Annotated in this window: 13 protein-coding genes; 5 read left to right on the top strand and 8 right to left on the bottom strand. The window is 63.3% G+C overall.

Annotated features, from left to right (window positions below; translation table 11 throughout):
- Nucleotides 1-189 precede the first annotated feature (189 nt).
- Together WKB25_RS04540 and WKB25_RS04535 are read left to right on the top strand one after the other, a co-directional pair.
- On the top strand, nt 190-660 hold the full coding sequence (locus WKB25_RS04540) for an NIF family HAD-type phosphatase (protein ID WP_340568933.1): 471 nt from the start codon (nt 190-192) through the stop codon (nt 658-660).
- Between the two features lie 37 nt (nt 661-697).
- Entirely contained in the window at nt 698-1,153 is a 456-nt protein-coding gene (locus WKB25_RS04535; RefSeq protein WP_340568932.1) for a hypothetical protein, read from the top strand.
- Nucleotides 1,154-2,006: 853 nt separating this feature from the next.
- Here the strand turns inward: WKB25_RS04535 and WKB25_RS04530 are convergent.
- The gene (locus tag WKB25_RS04530) at nt 2,007-3,089 is read right to left on the bottom strand and encodes an aldose epimerase family protein (RefSeq protein ID WP_340568931.1); all 1,083 of its coding nucleotides are present in this window, start codon (nt 3,087-3,089) and stop codon (nt 2,007-2,009) included.
- A gap of 363 nt (nt 3,090-3,452) precedes the next feature.
- On the opposite strand from WKB25_RS04530, the gene WKB25_RS04525 reads away from it, so the two are divergent.
- The 3 genes from WKB25_RS04525 to WKB25_RS04515 all read left to right on the top strand — a co-directional run bounded on the left by WKB25_RS04525 (nt 3,453) and on the right by WKB25_RS04515 (nt 10,717).
- Entirely contained in the window at nt 3,453-6,104 is a 2,652-nt protein-coding gene (locus WKB25_RS04525; RefSeq protein WP_340568930.1) for a TonB-dependent receptor, read from the top strand.
- A 107-nt stretch (nt 6,105-6,211) separates the two neighbouring features.
- Nucleotides 6,212-9,034 (top strand): TonB-dependent receptor, encoded by a 2,823-nt coding sequence (locus WKB25_RS04520; protein ID WP_340568929.1) that lies wholly within the window; start codon nt 6,212-6,214, stop codon nt 9,032-9,034.
- Nucleotides 9,035-9,133: 99 nt separating this feature from the next.
- Complete coding sequence (locus WKB25_RS04515; RefSeq protein WP_340568928.1) at nt 9,134-10,717, top strand: alpha-N-arabinofuranosidase; 1,584 nt, start codon at nt 9,134-9,136, stop codon at nt 10,715-10,717.
- 574 nt (nt 10,718-11,291) lie between these two features.
- On the opposite strand, the gene WKB25_RS04510 is transcribed toward WKB25_RS04515, so the two are convergent.
- The 7 genes from WKB25_RS04510 to WKB25_RS04480 all read right to left on the bottom strand — a co-directional run bounded on the left by WKB25_RS04510 (nt 11,292) and on the right by WKB25_RS04480 (nt 20,461).
- Nucleotides 11,292-12,359: an arabinan endo-1,5-alpha-L-arabinosidase gene (locus tag WKB25_RS04510; protein WP_340568927.1), complete on the bottom strand. Its 1,068-nt coding sequence runs from the start codon at nt 12,357-12,359 to the stop codon at nt 11,292-11,294.
- Nucleotides 12,356-13,306, bottom strand: a complete 951-nt coding sequence (locus WKB25_RS04505) for a glycoside hydrolase family 43 protein (protein WP_340568926.1) — start codon at nt 13,304-13,306, stop codon at nt 12,356-12,358. Before WKB25_RS04505 ends, WKB25_RS04510 begins: the two co-directional genes overlap by 4 nt.
- Nucleotides 13,303-14,709, bottom strand: a complete 1,407-nt coding sequence (locus WKB25_RS04500; protein ID WP_340568925.1) for an MFS transporter — start codon at nt 14,707-14,709, stop codon at nt 13,303-13,305. The genes WKB25_RS04505 and WKB25_RS04500 overlap by 4 nt, the downstream gene beginning before the upstream one ends.
- Nucleotides 14,710-14,893: 184 nt before the next feature.
- On the bottom strand, nt 14,894-16,846 hold the full coding sequence (locus WKB25_RS04495; protein ID WP_340568924.1) for a glycoside hydrolase family 127 protein: 1,953 nt from the start codon (nt 16,844-16,846) through the stop codon (nt 14,894-14,896).
- Complete coding sequence (gene yjfF / locus WKB25_RS04490) at nt 16,843-17,859, bottom strand: galactofuranose ABC transporter, permease protein YjfF (protein WP_340568923.1); 1,017 nt, start codon at nt 17,857-17,859, stop codon at nt 16,843-16,845. Before yjfF ends, WKB25_RS04495 begins: the two co-directional genes overlap by 4 nt.
- Nucleotides 17,856-18,908 (bottom strand): ABC transporter permease, encoded by a 1,053-nt coding sequence (locus WKB25_RS04485; RefSeq protein ID WP_340568922.1) that lies wholly within the window; start codon nt 18,906-18,908, stop codon nt 17,856-17,858. The genes yjfF and WKB25_RS04485 overlap by 4 nt, the downstream gene beginning before the upstream one ends.
- Before the next feature lie 26 nt (nt 18,909-18,934).
- The gene (locus tag WKB25_RS04480; protein WP_340568921.1) at nt 18,935-20,461 is read right to left on the bottom strand and encodes a sugar ABC transporter ATP-binding protein; all 1,527 of its coding nucleotides are present in this window, start codon (nt 20,459-20,461) and stop codon (nt 18,935-18,937) included.
- Nucleotides 20,462-20,466: the final 5 nt, after the last annotated feature.

Here is a 20,466-nt window from a genome sequence, read left to right as displayed (position 1 = left end):
ATCTCGACGACTGGATGAGAATAGCAACGATGCCCGCAAACTTGTGGCTCCTGCGGTACACCTGTTGGCTGTGCGCGCCACGCTCGCCCCGGGAGACTCACTCCGGTGCGTACCAGTAGGCTCACACGATAGACAGCGTTCAGCCAAGAGAGCAAGGTTGGGCGCTCGCACCAACGATAGAGGCAGCATATGAAGCCGACGATCTTGGCACTTGACCTTGAGGGAACGCTCATCTCAAACGCAATCAGCCAGATTCCCAGGCCCGGACTCTACCGGTTCCTTGAGGAAATCCAGGCGTTGTTTGATCAGCTGACGATGTTTACAACAGTTCCCGAAGATCGCTTTCGCAGCATCGCCGCGCTGTTGGCTCGCGAAGGCAGTGCCCCGGCCTGGTTCGTGGAGCTGCCCTACATCAGGTGGTCGGGAAAGACGAAAGACCTACGTCTCGCCTCGCCAAATCTGGGCGAGGCCCTCCTACTCGATGATCACGGCCCCTATGTCCATCCCGGGCAGGAGCAACTTTGGGTCCAGGTCCCGCTGTTCGGTTCTCCCTATTCATCAGACGATGATGGCCTCAACCTGGTACTCCACCGTTTGCTTGATCGCACCGGCAATGCGGACGCTGACTTGCGTCCCCTAGCCCGGAGCGGAGACGCGTAGCCATGCGCAATCCATCTTTGGTTCAGCTCAGGCTCGCATGACTCGCTTCGCGCCCCCACGAGAGATCCTGGATGCCGCCGCAGCACGGCGCGAAAGTCTCGCCTCACAGTGGTTCAGTGCAGCACAGGTCAATGCCGGGCTGGACTTGAAGCTCGGCAGAGGCTGCCACAGTGCAAGCGAGTTGCGACGTCAGGGGAAGCTGCTGGGCGTGTATGTCACCCACCCCATCGGCAGCTACCGCTACCCGACCTGGCTGTTCCGCCCAGATGGCCAGCCTGTTGAGCAATTAGCCGAGATCCTAGCAGTGTTGCGCGACTTTGGTCCTTTCCAGCGTGAGCCGGATGGTCTGCGTCGCAGTACCGGTTGGGGCGAGGCCGAGTGGTTCTTGTCGCCGCATGCGTTGCTTTGGGGCGCGGCACCGGCCGCGATGCTGAGCGTAGACCCAGCCCGCGTGTTGCATGCAGCGCGTTGCGAGTTCGAAGAGGATGTCTGAGAGGAACCTTACCGAGATGACTCAACGCTAGCGTCTACCCGACATCCTTCAATTGAAATTGAGTCTGGCATTGCGGAACTAGTTGAGAGCGAATACGCGGAGGCCTACAGTCTGGCGGCTTGCAGGCATCCAGCAAGCTACGGCTATGCTCACCTGGTGATGATGCAGCAACCACCAACCGCCAAGACAGAGGCTCAGCCAAGTTCCTGCGGCGCGTACACGGAGGACAATCGTAGGGCGAATGTCGAAGCTACCCCTTAGTTGAATCACCGCCAACTGCCTTGGCAGGCAGTTGGCGGCGTGTTCAATCCTGCTCTAGTAGGCGTAGCCCACATGCAGTTGGGCCTGCGTGTCTGTGACGTCGAACTGATGCTGCGCCATCAGCGCGGTCCTGATCGACAGACGCGCCCGTCAATAGTCAGCGCCCAGCATCAGTCGATAGTCCAACCCTTGTGCGGTGGCACCCGGAATTTCAAAGGCTTGGTTGTCCCTAGAATGTCCTCGCCCAGCGGTGAATGGCTATCACCGCTGGGCGAGCTTTCTTGGGGGCAGCGAAGGCCCAGAGCATGCCTCCCGCCCGACGATTGGGGCTGGCCAAGCCGCCTGACCCTCTCTCAGTTCAGTGATAGCCAGATCTAGTGTTGCAAGTAGTTCGCGTCGTGGTTTGCAGTCGTCGTAGCCACGCTCGACAATCATGCGGGCCTTCGTGAGTGCCTCAAGACATTCGGCCGTTGTCTCGCAGATTGACGTACTGGGCCCGCCAAAGTAGAGGTCGTAGACGGCCTCATCATGCCGATGCTCGATGATCCGCCATTGTGGCTGGGGTGCATGGCCCGGTACTACCGCGGCTTGTTCATGTGCCCGCGTTGGCGTCCAATGCCTGCCCAACCTCGGCCCACGAGCTGGCATTGCTCACGTGCGCGAAGGTGTAGCGGATCGGATGCAGGTAGATCTCAGCAGGAGACAGCATTGTCGAAGGGAAATGCGGGTGATTCGGTGCGTCCGGAAACCCTTGAGGCTCCAAGCAAAAACCACGTCCCAGTTTCGGCTGACTGCAGTCCAGTGCCTGCCCCTCGTAGAACTGCAACGCCGGCATCGGGCTGGCTATCCGCATTGCCACGCCGCTGTGCGGCGAGTACAGCTCCGCACTGCAGTCGGCATCGCCAGCCAGCACCAGGCAATGATCGTAGCCGGACGAGGCGCTCACCTGCGCCTCGTCGGTACGCCGCAGCCGCACCTCCACTGCCTCGCGGAAATCAAAGGCACCGCCGCTGACATCGCGCACCTCTCCCGTGGGAATCAGCTCAGCATCCACCGGCAGGAAATGATCAGCCGGCACCCGCAGCCATTGGCTATCGGCAGGCACCTGAGGATCACCAGCCAAGTTGAAATAAGGATGGTGGGTCAGATTCACAGGCGTCTCGGCATCGGTGCGCGCGTGATAGGTCAGTAGAAGTTCAGCACCGGAGAGCTCGAAGGTCGCGGTGACATCCAAGGTGCCCGGATAGCCGCCCTCGCCAGCGGGCGAGGTAAGCGCAAGAACAAGGCGATGCGGCGTCTGCTCAAGCACGGTCCAGAGCCGGCGGCCGAAGCCATGCCGTCCACCATGCAGGTGATTGCGCCCTTCATTTGCATCCAGCCAATGCCGCACACCCGCATGCTCGTACCGCGCGCCGGCAATGCGATTGCCGTAGCGCCCGACCAGAATGCCGAGGTTGTCCGTATCAGCCACGTATGCCGCCAGGTCGGGCAGACCCAGCACGGCCTCGACCGGGCCATGGGGAGTGTTCACCTGCAGGCTGCGCAGCACCCCGCCACGGGTCAGTATCTCGGCCCGCAAGCACCCGTTGTCCAGAGTAACGGCCTGCACCGTGGTGCCATCGGATAACTCGCCAAACACACGCTGCGTCACGTTCGTTGCCTCGGAATTCGTCACTGCCGGGCAGCATAGTCAGCCACCTGTCCGACAACCATGGCAAATACTGCATGGGTCTTGCCCGCGATGGCATAGCAGCAGTAAAAAACTTGCGCATCGCAGCATTGCAATTGCCATATGGCAAACCGGTGACAAATTATTAGTAGGTTATCAGTCGCTGTCCTATCCTCCCCTGCACTGCCAATTGGCAGTCGCCACTACCGATGGCGCCTGGTGAGGGGGATGGGTGAGAACCAATGAACCCGTTCCACATTCGATGCTCGGCTCCGCTGCGGCGTTCATCCCGCCTACCGGGACCAGCGGCTGTATCACCGGTCGCGCCTGCAAGTGAAACTCTGGGAGGGGTTCAACGCGATGCATATCGTGAGCAAGAACATGCGGTGCAAGCCGCTGGTCACAGCCGCTCTGCCAGCCGCACTGGCATTGGCATTGGCATTGGCCATCATCGGCAGCGCCCACGCGCAGCAGGCCAGCACCAGGCAGGAAGGCGCCACCGAACTGGATACCGTGCAGGTGCGCGGGGTGCGCAACAGCATCGCCAGCGCCATTTCGCTCAAGCAGAACAGCGCGCAGATCACCGATTCGATCGTTGCCGAAGACATCGGCAAACTGCCTGACAACAGCGTAGCCGCTGCACTGCAGCGCGTCACTGGCGTGCAGGTGGCGCGTGGCGCCGGCGAAGTCGGTACCGTACTGGTGCGTGGCCTGCCCGACGTGGTGACCACACTCAATGGCCGCAGCGTCTTCACCACCACCGGCCGTAGCATGGCCCTGGCCGATATACCGGCCGACCTGCTGCAGCGCGTGGACGTGTACAAGACCAGCGGCGCGGAAAACATCGAAGGCGGTATTGGTGGCCTGATCGACGTGCGCCTGCGCCGCCCCTTCGATTTCGACCAGCCATTCACCATCGCCGGCAGCGCGCGTGCCGTGTACAGCCGCAATTCCGAGCAGGCCGACCCGAATGCCAGCCTGACCATCAACAAACTGTGGGATGGCGACCATGGCCGCTTCGGTATCATGGCCAGCGCCTCCTACCAGTCGCAGGACTATCAGGAAAGCAACACCTTCAACGGCATCTACAGCCTGAAGGATGCCCCGACCGGTGGCGATGGGAAGGTCTACATCCCCGACACCATCGGCTCGATCTACACCCTTGGCGACCGCAAGCGCAGCTCGGCCAACCTGACCCTGCAGTGGGCGCCCAACGATTCAACCGAGCTGTACTTCGAGAACTTCTATACGAAGTACGACAACGACAGCCAGGTCAACTTCCTGATTCCGCTGCCGACCCTGGTCAACGCAGGCAATGTCGTGGAAATGGGTCTCAAGCCCGGCAGCCAGGTGGTGGAACACTTGGTCGCACGTGACATGTTCACGCTGACCAGCAACCAGGCCTTCGCCAATTCCTCCGATACCTGGCAGAGCGCGATCGGTGGGCGCTGGCGCGGCGAGCGGATGACCCTCTCCAGCGACTTGGCCTATACCTACAGCAAGGCCGACAACCGCAGCTTCATCCTCGATACGGCATTCAATGCGCCGCTGCTGGAGATGGACTTCGGCAACGGGGGGGCCAGCAACGCGCAGGCACGCAACGCTGATGGCAGTCCACTGGACGTCACCGATCCATCGCGGTACTGGCTGAACCAGTACTTCGATGCCTGGAGCCGCCAGGAGGGCAAGGACTGGTCATGGAAGGCCGACATGACCCTGCAGCTCGATGCCGGTCCATTCACCGGTCTCGATGCCGGCGTGCGTGCCAGCCGCCGCGAGGCCCTGAATGTCGCTGCCGATACCGGCGGCATGGCCAACATCAGCGGCAACACGGTGTTCGTCAACCAGCTCGCCGGGCTGGCCTCGACCACTCCGTCGAACTTCCTCAATGGTGAGCGTCGCACGTCCACGCCGCAGTGGATGGTCGCCGACCGTGGCTACCTGCTGCGCAATTCAGGGCTGATCCGCACCGCCATGGGACAGAATCCCGCAGCGCCGGCAGCCAACCCGCTGCTGTACTTCAACGACCAGGAAGACAGCTACGCCGCCTACCTGCAGGGCCGCTACTCGATGCAACTGGGCGGCCTGCCGTTGGATGGCGCGATCGGCGTGCGTGCGGTGCGCATGGAATCGGACCTGGCGGGCACCACCGTACTCGACGGTGTGTCTTCGTCGGTGAATCTGTCCAAGCGCCACGACGAAGTGTTGCCCAGCTTCAGCGCCAATCTGGGCCTGCGCGACAACCTGCTGCTGCGCGCCACCTACGGCAAGTCGATCACCCTGCCCAGCTTTGCCGCCCTCAATCCGCAGCTGTCGCTGTACCGGGCCACCGACACCGTGCCCGCCACCGGCACCGGCGGTAATCCGGACCTCGCACCGATCACTTCGGAGAACCTCGATGTCTCGCTGGAGTGGTACTTCCGCCCGGGCTCGATGCTGTCGGCCGCAGTGTTCAAACGCAGCATCGATGGCTACATCCAGACCTACGCCGATGACGAGCTGATCAACGGCGTCATCTACTCGGTGAGCCGTCCGCGCAACACCGGCCGTGGCACGCTGGAAGGTGCCGAGCTGGCATATACCCAGTTCTTCGATCAGTTGCCTGGCTGGCTGTCCGGCTTCGGCGTGCAGCTCAACGCCACCTTCATCGATGCACAGACCCGCTCGCCGACAGGCGAGAAGCAGGACCTGGTCAACGTCTCCGACCGTGCCTACAACGCCGTGCTGATGTACCAGCGCGGGGGTTTCTCCAGCCGCCTAGCCTGGAACAAGCGCAGCGAATACGCACTCAGCTATACCGCCAGTGGCGACCAGCCGCAATCGATCTACGTTGCGCCCACCGACTATCTGGATCTGTCGATGAGCTACGACATCGATCCCTCGCTGACGGTTTCGCTGGAAGCCACCAACCTGCTCGGCAAGGTCACCCGCAACTACTTCGGCAGTGATCCAAGCCTGTTCCCGCGCGATCTGGCCATGGCCGAACGTACGTTCTCGCTCGGCCTGCGCTTCCGCTTCTGAACCTCCCCGCGCGACTACAACTGCAGGGCCATGACGGCCCTGCAGCGGTCCCGCGCGTCCCCACGCACGACGTTTTCCCCGCTACTCCAGCCTGAGGGTCAAACGCAATGAACTGTGCACGTGCTTTCCAACCTACCCCCGCACTGCTGCCGCTGGCCCTGGCCCTGGCGCTGAGTACCCCGGCCCTGGCGCAGAGTCCGTCGACTGCTGGCCGTGACGCGGCCGCCGAGGATGCCGTGGCCTTGGACGCCGTGGAAGTGCGCGGTGTACGCCAGAGCCTGATCTCGGCACAGGCGATCAAGCAGGCTACCCGCCAGGTGGTCGATGCCATCGTTGCCGAAGACATCGGCAAGTTCCCCGACAACAACGTCGTCGAGGCACTGCAGCGGGTTACCGGTGTGCAGACCACCGGCCGTGGCGGTGGCGAGGTGGCCGGGGTGACCATCCGCGGTCTGGGTGATGCCTCCACCACGATCAACGGGCGGCAGATGTTCACCTCCACCGGGCGCTCGGTAGCACTGGCCGACATCCCGGCGAGCCTGCTTTCGGAAGTGACGGTGTACAAGACCCGCTCGGCCGACCTGGTGGAGGGGGGCATCGCCGGGCAGATCGATATCCGCACCCATCGTCCCCTGGATTTCGAGGACTCCAAGGTATCGGTCGCCGCGCGCGGCATCCATGCCAGCAACACCGGAAAATTCGATCCCAACCTCAATGCGTTGTTCAGCGACCGCTGGTCCACCAGCGTCGGTGAGTTCGGTGCCCTGCTCAACCTGAGCCACGCGCGCACCAACTACCGCGACGAGAACATCTGGAATGGTTCGGCCGATCCCTACTACGCCGATACCTACCAGCGCGTTCCCGAGTTCGGTGCCAACGGCCAGCGCATCGTCGACCGCGGTACCCCGCTGTCCACCGTTCCCGGCTCCGCCCTGGCTGTCGATGGTACACAGCGCGAGTATGTCCTGCTGCGCGATGCACTGGGCGGCTGGAACCGCTTTGGCGAACGCAAACGCCCGGCCGCCAACCTGGCGCTGCAGTTCAAGCCAAATGACTGGTCCGAGTACACCTTCGAGGCCTTCTACAACGGCTACCGCAACACCGATTCCAACTCGCTGCTGTTCGCCTTCGCCAACAACCCTGACCGCTACCAGGACAGCGCGCTGTATCCGGGCAGCAACGTGGTCAAGGAAAACTACATCAACAACCCCTATATCTTCACCAGCACGCAGGCGCGCACGGCCAAGACCGATACCTTCCAGTACGCGTTGGGCGGCAAGTGGGAGTTCACCGAACGCTTCAAACTGAAGTCCGAAGTGGTCTACCAGACCTCGCAGTACGACTGGCACAACCAGATCCTGGACATGGGCAGTGTCCGTCACCGCATGGCGGTGGACTTCAACAATGCAGGCTCGGGTACGCCCTCACTGTCATTCCCGGACAACCCCGCTACCGCGGATATCGACGAAAGCGACCTGACCGATCCGCGCGGCTGGGGCCTTGCCTGGTACTACGACCAGCACGGCCGCGATAAAGGTGATGCACTAACCTGGCAGGCCGATGGCGAATACCGTTTCGACACAGGCTTCTTCGAGGCACTGAAATTCGGCGTGCGCCTTGATCGCCGCAGCGCGACATCGCAGGCGGGTGACCGTTCGGCCGACTGCGGTGCGGTGGCCAACTGTGCCAGCCAGCGTGACGTGGCCCTGCATCCTGATCTGTACCGTGCCAGCCCGGGGTCGTTCTACTCCGGTGAGGCCAACTTCCCGCGGCGCTGGATCATCGCCGACCACAAATACCTGCTCTCGCACTCGGATGAAATGCGGGCCCTGTACGGCTTCTCCAGCGGCCGCCCGTTGTATGACGCGGCACGCTTCTTCGATATCGAGGAAGACACCTACGCAGCCTATCTGCAGACCGACTTCAGTACCGACCTGCCGGTCGGCGTGCTGGATGGACAGGTCGGTGTGCGTGCGGTGCGCGCCCGCACAGACATGAACTACAACAGCCTCGTCCAGGACTGGGTGCCGACCTCATTGGGCAAGAGCCGTACCGACGTCCTGCCCAGCGCGGTACTGCGCTGGCACGCCACGGAAAAGCTGATGGCCCGCCTTGCCTACGGCCAGACGATCAGCCGCCCGGCCTTCGCCCAGCTCAACCCGGCGATGGTGCTGACGCCCCCGTCTTCCACGGCGGCCACCTTCGGCTACGCCACCAGTGGCAACCCCAACCTGGCGCCGGTGGAAGCCAAGACCATCGACCTGGCCCTGGAGTACTACTTCAGTGCGAGCAGTAGCATCTACGCCGTGGCCTTCCTGCGCGATGTCGATGGCTTCATCTTCAACGCCGACCGCAGCATCACCGTCGACGACCGCAGCCCGGAACTCAACGGCAACTATGTGCTGACCTCACCGCAGAATGCCGGTGCAGGCACGCTGAAGGGACTTGAACTGGGCTTTCAGTACTTTCCGGACAACGTACCCGAGTGGCTGCGCGGCATTGGCATCCAGGGCAACTACACCTGGATCGACGGCGAATCCAAGGATCCGGTGTATGACGAAGCGGACTCCACCCGACTGCTGGGCTACCAGGCCAACCCGCTGATCGGCGTCTCCGACTGGTCCTACAGCGTTGTGCTGATGTATGAGCGCGGCCGCTTCTCCTCGCGCCTGTCGTGGGTGGACCGCGACAAGTTCCTGACCAGCTACAACTACTGCTGCTCGATGCCCACCCAGGTGTGGTCGGCCGGCGAAGGTTCCATGGACCTACAGTTCAGCTGGCAAGCCACGCCCTCGCTGGTGCTGACCCTGGACGCGACCAACCTCACCGGCGAGAAGTACCAGGATTACTACAGCAACCGCCAGTTGTTCAACCTGGGCACCAGCATGTTCAGCCGCACCTATGCGGTAGGCCTGCGCTACCAGTTCTGACCTTTCCCAACCTGCACCGCGGCCGGCGGCGGGCCCACCAGGTGCATTACCCGAGGCGGGCCTGCCGATCCGCATGCAATGGCAACAGGAGGAACACTGATGCCCATCAATTCAAACGGAAACCGTCGGCCGTGGTTGCGCCGGCTACCTCTGGCGCTGGCCGCACTGGCCCTGGTCAGCGGCCTCGCCAACGCCGCCGAGGTCAAGGTGCGCGCTACACTCAAGGCCGATCAGCCTGGCCCGCAGGTATCCAAGCACATCTTCGGCCAGTTCGCCGAGCACTTGGGCACCGGCATCTATGGCGGCCTGTGGGTCGGCGTGGATTCGCCGATCCCCAATACACGCGGCTATCGCAACGATGTGATGGCCGCTCTGAAGGCCATCGAGGTGCCCAATGTGCGCTGGCCGGGCGGCTGCTTCGCAGATGAATACCACTGGCGAGATGGCGTCGGCCCGCGCGAGAAGCGCCCGACCAGCATCAACACCCACTGGGGTGGCGTGGAAGAGAACAATGCCTTCGGTACCCATGAATTCATGGAGTTCACCGAACTGCTGGGTACCGACGCCTACGTCGCCGGCAACGTTGGCAACGCACCTGCCGACGAGATGGCGCAATGGGTGGAATACATGACCGCCCCGACCCGCTCCACGCTGGCCGAAGAACGTCGTGCCAACGGCCGCGATAAGCCCTGGAAAGTACCCTACTTTGGTGTGGGTAACGAGCTGTGGGGCTGCGGCGGCAACATGCGCCCAGAGTACGCCGCGGATCTTTACCGTCGCTACCAGACCTTCGTGAAGGCACCGGCTGACCAGAAGATCCTGAAGATCGCTCCCGGCGCCAATGTGGACGATTACAACTGGACCGAAGTGATGATGCGCGAGGCCGGCAAGTTTATGGATGGCCTGAGTCTGCATTACTACGTGGTGCCTGGGCAGTGGCCGCCGCGCGCCTCGTCCACCGATTTCGACGAAGACGGTTGGATCGAAACCCTGTCCGAAGCCCTGCGCATGGACGAACTGATCCGCAAGCACAGCGCGATCATGGACAAGTACGATCCAGAGAAGAAGGTCGCCCTGGTCGTGGACGAATGGGGCACCTGGTACATGGGCGTGCCAGGCGTGAATCCTGGCTTCCTGCACCAACAGAACACGCTGCGTGATGCGATGGTTGCCTCGTTGACACTGGACATCTTCACCCAGCACGCCGACCGCGTACGCATGGCCAACATCGCGCAGATGATCAACGTGCTGCAGGCGATGATCCTCACCGATGGCAACCGCATGCTGTTGACACCGACCTACCACGTGTTTGCGATGTACAAGCCTTACCAGGATGCAACCCACCTGCCGATGCAGTTGCAGGCGCCCAAGTACACGCACGGCAAGTACACGGTGCCGGCGGTGCATGGTTCGGCGGTGAAGGCCAGGGATGGGCATGTCTATGTCGCCCTGACCAACCTGGATCCGGACAACGCCGCCAGCGTGAGCGTGCAGGTCGATGGTCTGGCCTCGGCCACCTCGGTGAGCGGGCAGATCCTGAGTGCGCGGGCGATCACCTCGTTGAACACCTTTGATAGGCCGGATGAAGTAGTACCGCAGGCCTTCACCGGCGCCAGCCTCGATGGCCGTTCACTGCAGGTGCAACTGCCAGCCAAGGCGATCGTGATGTTGAAGCTGCAGTAAGGACTGCAGGACCTCGCAGCCGGCACCTCTCCGGCCGGCTGCGAGGGTGGGATGGATGTTCCTTGTGCCGCCAGGTGACACATACGGCATCCGTCACCGAGAAACGTCCACCATTGCCAACTCGGGCGTGCCAACCAAGCGCGGGTTTCATGGTTGATCACCCGCTGAAGGTTCGCCATTTTATCGCCACGACTTCATTCGCGGTCAGCGCACGCGCAAATTACGGATTCTCTTTTCTCACTTGCCTGAAAGCGACTGACGCTCAACATTGCAATTGACTATATTGAACGCCACCCTGGCATGTCCTCCAGTCTGGCCATTCTCGCGGCGCAGGCTTACTGCGATCGAGCACATGGCTAAGCGAGGGCGGCCATGAAGACCAAAACGACTTCTGTTTCGTACAGCGGCGCTACCCATGATCTCTGCGTAGGGGGCTGGCTTAGGCATCTTCATCGCGACCTCAGCACCACCTTCTGCCGTCCTGTTCTGCAGGGCGTCGCCGCTACTGCTGGGTGACGGGCCTGGCCCATCACTACCGCCTATGAAGAACCCCGCCAAAGCGGGGTCTTCTGACTCACTTGAATGAAGCCTGTGGCCAACCTTCGCGATCATAGGTCAGCGGCAGCAGCTGCAGCTTGGGCAGGCCGTTGTCCTTGGGATCGTATGCATGGAACACCAAGTAGTCCTTGCCGCCGTCGCTCAGCACGCTGTTGTGGCCCGGGCCGATCCAACGGCTGTTGCCGCGCAGTACTTCGGTGCCACCGCCCTGGTCAAGTCGCTTGCCTTCGTGATCCAGGTACGGGCCCTGCAGGCTGCGCGAGCGGCCGACCATCACCCGGTAATCACTCTTGATGCCACGGCAGCAGTGGTCCCAGGACAGGTACAGATAGAACCAGCCGTCATGCCGCACGATATGCGGTGCTTCCAGTGCTGCGGGCTCCGGCTCGGCATCATCGATCAGGATCGAGCGCTCACGCTTGGCAATGGTATGCCACTCCTGCGGCTCGGCCAGGCTGCGACGGTCGGCGCCCAGCTTGACCAGCTTCAGCCCGCCCCAGAACGAGCCAAACGAAAGCCACGGCGTGCCGTCGACATCGTCGATGGGATTGCCATCAATGGCATTCCACAGATCACGCTGCGGGATGGAACGCAACAGCGTGCCGTGGTCCACCCACTGGAAAGCCGGATCGGCCGGATTCAGCGTGGTGTTGGTGGCCACGCCGATCGCCGAGGTGTTCTTACCGCCGGAGGAGATCGAGTAGTACAGCGTGTACACGCCGTTGTGGAAGGAGATCTCCGGCGCCCAGATATGGCCGTTGAAGCCCGATACGATCTGTTCCGTCCATGCCGGGCTGCGCGCGAATACCGGTGCCTGCTGCACCCACTTCTTCAGATCCCTGGAGCTCCACACGCTGATGCCCGGGCCGGTGGTGAACAGGTACCAGGTATCGCCCTGGCGTTGGATCACCGGGTCATGCGCAAGCACATCCGATGTCGGCCCCCGGTTGGCGACGACCACCGGCGGTGCGTCCATCATGTCGGTGTTGCCGGGCTGCGGCGCATTGACCGGCTGCGCCCACGCACTGGCTGCCGGCAGGGCCAATGCCAGGCACAGGACCCCGCCCAACGGACGCCGGTTCATGCCTGCACCTCGCGCAGCGGGCGGCCAAACACCGGCATGCCCTGCGCGTCCCACTGTAGCGGCTGCACGCAGGCGTGACGATCCGGGTTCCACAACGGGTCACCCTCGATGCCGACATAGTTGCGCGCGTGGTACACCATCAGATCGGTCTGACCGTCTTCGCTGGTGGTGAAACTGTTGTGTCCTGGACCGAAGACCCCGCGTTCGGCATCGCTGCTGAACACCGGCGTGGAGGACTTGCTCCAGCTTGTCGGGTCGAGCAGGTCGGCCTCGGCATCGGCCCACAACAACCCCATGGCATAGCGCTCGTCGGTGGCGCTGGCCGAATAGGTAATGAACACCTTGTCATTGCGCACCAGCACGGCGGGGCCTTCATTGACCGCAAAGCCCTGCACTTCCCAGTCCAGCTCGGGACGCGTGAGCAGCACCGGTTCCCCACCCAGCGTCGTCGGGGTGACCAAAGGTGCGATGTACAAGTTGGAGTTGCCGGCGACTTCCGGATGCTTCTGCGCCCACAGGTAGTAGTCCTGTCCGCGATGACGGAAGCGCGTGGCATCCAGGCAGAACGCATCGATGCCACTGTCGACCTGGCCGGCGAATACCCAGGTGCCGGTCATCGGATCGGCATCTGCACAGCGCAGGGCATACATGCGGTGCTGGAACAGCGCGTCCTTGATCTCGCGGGTCGGCGCGGCGGCGAAGTATACGTACCAGCCGCTTTCGAAGCGGTGCACTTCAGGGGCCCAGATCAACTGGCTCCAGGCGCCTTCGGCCGGTGCGCGCCACAGCACGCGCTCCTCAGCGTCGACCAGGCCCTGCAGGGTCGGCGAACGACGCAGCACGATACGGTCGTACTCCGGCACCGAGGCGGTGAAGTGGTAGTAGCCGTCTTCGCGCAGCACGAAGGGGTCCGCGCGGTTGAGGATGAAGGGATTGCTATGGGTCATGGCATGCATTCCGTGGTGCGTTGGGAGATCGGCAGTGGCGTGTGTCCGCCGCCTGCTGGCGCCTGTTCGGGAACGATCTGCTCCTTCATCACGCGGTAGTACTCGTCGGTGATGCGGTAACGGAACATCAGTGCGCCCATCAGTGCATGGAACACACCGGGGATGATGGTCAGCATCAGCGCGATGCCGGTTAACGACAGCGCGCTCTGGGCTTGGTCAGGTACGTAACCGAAGGCAGCCAACAGCACGCCGACGATGGCACCGGCCACGCCCATGCCGGCCTTCTGGCAGAACGAGATGCCACCGAAGGACATGCCTGCCACACGCTTGCCGCTGCGGGCATGGCCATAGTCCACGGCCTCGGCGATGGCCGACCAGAACACCGGGGCATGCAGATCGACCACGAAACAGATCAGGAAGTAGAGGAAGAATGCCAGCACGGTGTCGCCCGGCTTGACCAGCAGATACATAGCCACGCTGAGCACACCGACCGCCAACTGGCTGTAGCGGAACAGTTTGATCTTGCAGTACACCTTGGTGATCCAGGTCGAGGCGACCATCGCCAGGATCGCTGCAACTACACCCGTCGCCATGAACGCCGACATCAGTGCAGCATCACCGCCGAGGAAGTACTTGGCGTAATAGGCTGCCACCGAACCACGGATCACGTAGCCAATGGTGCCGATCACGCAGACCGCGGCCAGCACCAGCCACTGGTCGTTGCGCAGCATCAGCTTGACCTGCTCGCGCACCGGCTTGCGGTCCACCTCGTGCTGGATGCGCTCCCTGGTGCTGGCAAAGCAGAACAGGAACAGCACCGTGGCCATCAGCCCCATCAGCCCCATCGCCCATTTGTAGCCGTCGGCAAGGTTGCCGTCGCTGCTCCAGGCCACGGCCAACTGCGGTACCACGATGGTGACCAGGAAGGCCGCCACCTTGGCGAAGAACAGCCGGTAACCATTGGCGGACAGGCGCTGCTGCGGATCGGCGGTCAATACACCGATCAGCGAGATGTACGGAATGGTCACCACGGTAAAGATCAGCATCACCAGCAGATAGGTCGCGTAGGCCCAGGCCAGCTTCAGGTTGTAGGAGAGGTCAGGTGTGGTGAAGGTCAGGAACACCGAAATACCAAATGGCACCGCCATGACCAGGAAATAGGGCCGGTAGCGACCCCAACGCGTGGTGTGGCGGTCGGTGAACACGCCCATCAACGGATCGGCGAACGCATCGATCAAGCGCACCACGATGAACAGCAGCGCCACGTCGGTGGGCTTCAGACCGTAGATGTCGGTGTAGAAGAACGTGATGATCAGCATCATCGACGAGATGACCACGTTCACCGCCATGTCGCCGGCACCGTAGCCGATCTTCTCGACCACGCTTAGTTTCTGGTTCTGCATGCGCCCTCCTCTTGAGCTCCTGCATTGCTTGGCTTGCCTCGGCCGTGCCCTCCACGCCGGTGCTCTTTTTCGTTGTTCAGCTCATTTCAAAGGACTCTGTTCCGGTTTTCGTGCGCATGGATGGCGAGAGTATCTCCATCCATGCCTGCTGCGAATGCGACCAACGGCGCGCTGCGGTAACGCCTCAGAACTGCGCCAGCTTTTCCCACCTGGGACGCACCCGCAGATAGACTGAATAGCGCTCATGCAGGACCTGGTAGAACGGCACCAGCTCCACCGTGCCATCGATGCCTTCAGCCTCGAACACCCGTGCCTGCTCGGGCCGCGCAGTGACCCATGCGGCGTTGCCGTGCTGGTAGGCCGTCGGCAGCTGCTGGCCATGGATGCGGTTGAGCGAGGGCCGCTGATCGGAGACGTGCAACTGCGAAGCGGGAATGTCCTCGGTGCCCAGGCGCGCGGCCAGCACCAGCGGTCCGAACATCATGGCCTGCAGGCTGGGCTCATCCGACAGCGGCGCAGCGTGCAGCGCCATCGGCAGCTCCAACTGCACGACGTCACCATCGACGAAGCGGCGCTGCAGGCTGGCATAGCTGCCGGGCGATAGCGGCAGATCCTGCAGCACACCGTTCAGGCGCAGACGCGCACCCGTTGCCCAGCCGGGAATGCGCAGACGCAGTGTCAGCTGCTGGGGCGAACGCAGTTCAAAGCGCAGCGTACTGCCCTGCTCTTCCGGGAAACGGGTCTGCTGGGTCAGGCGCAGGCCGCGCTCGGGCCAGTCCAGCCGCGAGGCGATGTACAGGTTGACGCTCAGCCCGGCATCGTCGTGGAAGTAGATGGTGTCCTGGGTCTTGGCAAAATCCTCGGCACCGGTGCCGGTGCAGCACCAGAACGAGGCATCGGGTGTGTTGAACAGCTTCCAGTAGCCGGCATCCATGGGCACGAAGTACATCATCATGCCGCTGGCGTCCTGGGTTCCCAGGCGCGCGTTGAACATCACCCGTTCGTAGTAGTCCATGTAGCGTGCATCGGGCTTCCAGCCATGCAGGTGCCGAGTCAGCTTGAGCATGTTGTAGCTGCAGCAGCACTCGTGGCTGTGGCCACTGAGACGGCCGGCGAGATGGTCGGGGCGGCCGAAGTGCTCGTAATCGCTGGTGCCACCGGTGCAGTAGGTGTGGTGTTCGACCACCTGCTGCCAGAAGTACTCGGCCAGGCCGCGCTGCTCCAGGTCACCGGTAACTTCGTAAGCACGAGCGCTGGCCACGATCTTGGGGATCTGGGTATTGGCATGCAGGCCGTCCAGCGCGTCACGGCGCTCGCGCAGTGGCTGCAGCAGGCTGGGCTGATCATAGCGCGCAGCCCAGCGGCGATAATCGTCCTTGCCGGTCTGCAGGTACATTTCCAGCAGCGATTCGTGTACGCCGCCAAACTCCACTTTCAGGATATCCAGCCAGCGCGCGTCGTCGAACTGGTCCATCCACGCACCCAGCCAATCGGCCAGACGGGTCGCGGTGCGCAGCGCCTGCGCGTTGCCGCAATGGCGCGCCATGTCCAGGTGGCCGGCGATGATCTTGTGCAGGGTGTAGATCGGAACCCACACTTCGGTGCCTGCTGCCAGACGGTCGTAGAACTCGGCCGGATAGGCCCCGAGATAGCCATCGGCGGCTTGGCAGCGCGCCAGTCCGTCGACCAGGGCATCGGCCTTGCGCTTGAGCGCCTCGTCACCGGTGGAGGCATGCAGCAACGCACAGGCAGACAGGTAATGGCCGCCGCTGAAGTGCCCGCGGATCTCGCAGTGGGGGGACTCCCAGCCGCCCAGGGGCTCGGCGTTCGAAGGCAGCCCAGCGGTAAGACGGAAGCTGTGCAGGAGGCGCTCATTGGGCAGCGACATCAGGAAACGGCGATTACGCTGCTGGGCCTGCAGGAAAGGGCCCTCCAGCAGGGTTACCTGATCCAGCGCGAACGGCTGCTCGTGCCAGTGCACCACCGCGCCGCGTGCCGGTGGCGCAGGTACGGCGGCGGCCGACGCAGGCAAGGCCACCGAGGCGGTGACGGCAGCGGCGCTGGCCGCCCCCACCTGCAGGATGTCACGTCGGCTCCAGCGCTGGCCGAATGGGTCCGGCGTGCCTACCTGGCTCACAAATACTCTCCCTGTGGATGGCGGCCACCGGCCAGCACACGTTGCAGAAGGCAGAACACCAGCAGCAGCACACCCACGGCTATGCGTGTCCACCAAGAGCTGAGCGTTCCGTCGAACACGATCAAGGTCTGTATCTGGCCCAGTATCAACACGCCGAACAGCGTGCCCGACACGTGACCGCGGCCACCGGCCAGCAGCGTGCCGCCGATAACCACGGCGGCGATGGCATCCAGCTCCAGCCCCAGAGCGTGCTGGCTGTAGCCGGACAGCATGTAGAGCGCATAGACCACGCCGGCCAGGGCGGCGCAGAAGCCACTCAACGCATAGACCGAGACCACCGTACGCGGCACGGGCAGTCCCATCAGTCTCGCCGAAGCAGGATTTCCACCCACGGCATAGACCGCGCGGCCAAAGCGGGTCCAGCCGGCCAGCAGTACACCGGCCAGCACCACCACGATCGCGATGCAGGCGCCGAGGGTCAGCGACGCACCGGGCAACACAGGCACGCGCACGCTGGCCACGGCCACCAGCAGCGGTTGGTCGATGTTGATTGAATCGACGCTGAGCAGCGTCGCCGCACCACGCGCCAGGAACATGCCAGCCAGAGTCACCACGAAAGGCGCCAATGTGTAGCGCTGGATCAACCAGCCCATCAGCGCACCAAAGCCGGTGCCCAGCGCCAGCACCAGTGCGATGGCCAGCAGCGGTGGGCAGCCGTGGCGCTGCACCAGCTCGGCCAGCATCACAGTGGAGAAGGCCAGTACCGCGCCCACCGAAAGATCAATGCCGCCGGCGAGGATGACGAAGGTCATGCCCACGGCGACGATCAGCAGGAAACCATTGTCGATGAGCAGATTGGCGAACACCTGCGGTGACAGGAAGCCATCGAACATCACCCCGCCGGCCAGCGACATCGCCAGGAACAGCGCGATGGTCACCATCAACGGCAGATGCGCCCTCTGCCAGCGGCGCGCCCGCGGTGCGGCCAGGACCGGACTGTCAACGGCGCTCATCGACTGCCCTCCTTGCCGCCGCGCGTGAACACGCTGCGCACACTGCCACGGAACTGGCTGGACTGCAGCAGCATCACTGCAAACACCAGCAGCGCCTTGACCAGCAGGTTGACCTGTGGCGCCATGCCGATGGCATAGATGGTCGAGGTCAGGGTCTGGATGATCAGCGCACCGATGACGCTGCCGGCCAGGCTGAACCGACCGCCGCCGAGCAATGTGCCTCCCAGGCTCACCGCGAGGATCGCGTCCAGCTCGAACAACTGCCCGGCGCTGTTGGCATCGGCACTGCTGACGTTGGCACTGACCAGCAGACCCGCGATACCGGCGCACAAGGCACAGAACACATAGACCGCCAGGGTGATGCTGCGGGTACGGATGCCCGCACCATGGGCGGCGGCCGGGTTGTGGCCGATGGCGCGCAGAAACAGGCCCAGCGCCGTACGCGAAAGCAGCAGCAACAGCGCTGCCAGCACCACCAGCGAGATCCAGACCGGCACCGGCAGGCCAAGCAGGAAGCCGGTGCCGAGCCAGGCATAAGGCGCGTAGTAGACGGTGAGGATCTGTCCGTCACTGATCAGCTGCGCGATACCGCGCCCGGCCACCATCAGCACCAGCGTGGCAATGATCGGCTGCATCCCTGCTCTGACCACCAGGGCACCGTTCCACAGCCCACACAACAGCGCCGCCAGCAACGCAGCGGCGATGGCCAGCAGCAGCGGCCACGGCCCGCCCAGGCGGGCGGTGAGCGCCTGGCCCAGTGTCCAGGTCGCCACGGTGGCGGCGATGGCCAGCACCGCGCCAACGGAGATGTCCAGGCCGCGCACGGCGATGACCAGGGTCATGCCCATTGCCACCAGCATCAGCGGTGCGGCGCGGTTGAGAATGTCGATCAGGTTGCCGTACAGATGGCCGTCGCGCCATTGCAGGTGCAGGAAACCGGGGTTGAACAGGCCATTGCCTGCCAACAGCAGCAACAACGTCAGCAGCGGCCAGAACAACGGCCATGCAATCACGTTGCGCCATGCCGCACGCGGTACCGCGAGCGGCATACTTGCACGGGAAGAAGATGCAGACATCAGGCGGCCCTCGTCTCGTGCCCGGCAATGAGTTCCAGCACTTGCGCCTGGCTGCTGCCACCAGGCAGTACGCCGGCCATGTGGCGCTCTCGCAATACCGCGATGCGATCACCGAGGCGGATCAGTTCTTCGATTTCAGCGGAGATCAACACCACGGCCATGCCCTGCCCGGCCAGCCGTGCCACTTCATCCATGATTTCCTGTTTGGCCGCGATGTCGATGCCACGGGTCGGTTCATCGAGCACCAGCAGGCGCGGCGCGGTCAGCAGCCAGCGCGCCAGCACGACCTTCTGCTGGTTGCCACCGGAGAGCAGGCTGATCGGCGTCTCGATGTCAGCCGTCTTGATGCCCAGCGCCTGCACCCAATGGCTGGCCAGTCGGCGCTGTTCTGCCGCCGCCAGCGCGCGGGTCCAGCCTTGCCGCGCCTGCAACGCCAGAATGATGTTCTCGCGCACGCTCAGTTCGGCGACGATTCCATCGGTTTTGCGTTCCTCAGGGCACAACGCAATGCCGGCAGCAATGGCATCGGCCGGATGTCGCCACTGCATTGCTTCGCCGTCCAGCTGCAACTGGCCAGCATCCGGGCGGTCGAGGCCGAACAGCAGACGGGCGAACTCGGTGCGCCCCGAACCCAGCAGGCCGGCCAGCGCCAGCACTTCACCCTCGTGTACCGTCAGGTCGACTGGCTGCAGTGCACCGCGGCGCGCCAGTCCTTTCAGCTCGATCACGGTGGCGCCCCGCGGCGCACGTGCGGCACCCGCATGACGACCACCGCCCAGCGCTACCTCACGTCCCACCATGGTTGATACCAGTGCTGCCTGCGGCAGCGCTGCGGTCGAGTACTCACCGACAAGCCCGCCATTGCGCAGCACGGTGATGCGATCGCTGACCGCATACACCTGATCCAGGAAATGGGTGACGAACAGGATCGCCATGCCTTGCGCGCGCAGATGCCGCATCACCCTGAACAGCTCCTGCACTTCATCCTCGTCCAAGCTCGAGGTGGGCTCATCGAGGATCAATACGCGCGCGGACACATCCACGGCGCGGGCAATCGCCACCATCTGCTGCACCGCCACCGGATGGCTGCCCAGCGGGCTGCGCACATCCACCTGCACGCCGACGCCCTGCAACACGGCCTCGGCACGCGCATGCAACTGTTTCCAGTCCACCAGGCCGAAGCGACGCGGATATCGGCCGGCGAAGATATTCTCGGCCACCGACAGATTCGGGCACAGGTTCACCTCCTGATACACCGTGCTGATGCCAAGCGCTTGCGCCTGTAGCGGCGTTGCCGGTGCAATCGGCTGGCCGTCGAGCACGATCTGCCCGTGATCACCGGCGATGACGCCAGTGAGCACCTTGATCAGCGTCGACTTGCCGGCCCCGTTCTGGCCCATCAGCGCATGGATCTCACCTGCACGCAGACACAGATCCACCTCCTGCAGGGCGACCGTGCCGGCAAAGCACTTGCCGATCCCTCGTGCCTGCAGGACAGGCACTGCATTGCCGTGGTCATTGTTCACCGACG

The organism is Stenotrophomonas sp. G106K1, assembly GCF_037969685.1.
Classification (GTDB): domain Bacteria; phylum Pseudomonadota; class Gammaproteobacteria; order Xanthomonadales; family Xanthomonadaceae; genus Stenotrophomonas; species Stenotrophomonas lactitubi.
The sequence above is the reverse complement of the archived record's forward strand: the minus strand, read 5'-3'. Positions and strand labels throughout refer to the sequence as shown.

What these genes read in the sequence shown, in the direction of transcription:
- WKB25_RS04540 (WP_340568933.1), top strand. Translation starts at nt 190, where the DNA reads ATGAAGCCGACGATCTTGGCACTTGACCTTGAGGGAACGCTCATCTCA.
- WKB25_RS04485 (WP_340568922.1), bottom strand. Translation starts at nt 18,908, where the DNA reads ATGCCGCTCGCGGTACCGCGTGCGGCATGGCGCAACGTGATTGCATGG.
- WKB25_RS04510 (WP_340568927.1), bottom strand. Translation starts at nt 12,359, where the DNA reads ATGAACCGGCGTCCGTTGGGCGGGGTCCTGTGCCTGGCATTGGCCCTG.
- WKB25_RS04515 (WP_340568928.1), top strand. Translation starts at nt 9,134, where the DNA reads ATGCCCATCAATTCAAACGGAAACCGTCGGCCGTGGTTGCGCCGGCTA.
- yjfF (WP_340568923.1), bottom strand. Translation starts at nt 17,859, where the DNA reads ATGAGCGCCGTTGACAGTCCGGTCCTGGCCGCACCGCGGGCGCGCCGC.
- WKB25_RS04535 (WP_340568932.1), top strand. Translation starts at nt 698, where the DNA reads ATGACTCGCTTCGCGCCCCCACGAGAGATCCTGGATGCCGCCGCAGCA.
- WKB25_RS04500 (WP_340568925.1), bottom strand. Translation starts at nt 14,709, where the DNA reads ATGCAGAACCAGAAACTAAGCGTGGTCGAGAAGATCGGCTACGGTGCC.
- WKB25_RS04520 (WP_340568929.1), top strand. Translation starts at nt 6,212, where the DNA reads ATGAACTGTGCACGTGCTTTCCAACCTACCCCCGCACTGCTGCCGCTG.
- WKB25_RS04505 (WP_340568926.1), bottom strand. Translation starts at nt 13,306, where the DNA reads ATGACCCATAGCAATCCCTTCATCCTCAACCGCGCGGACCCCTTCGTG.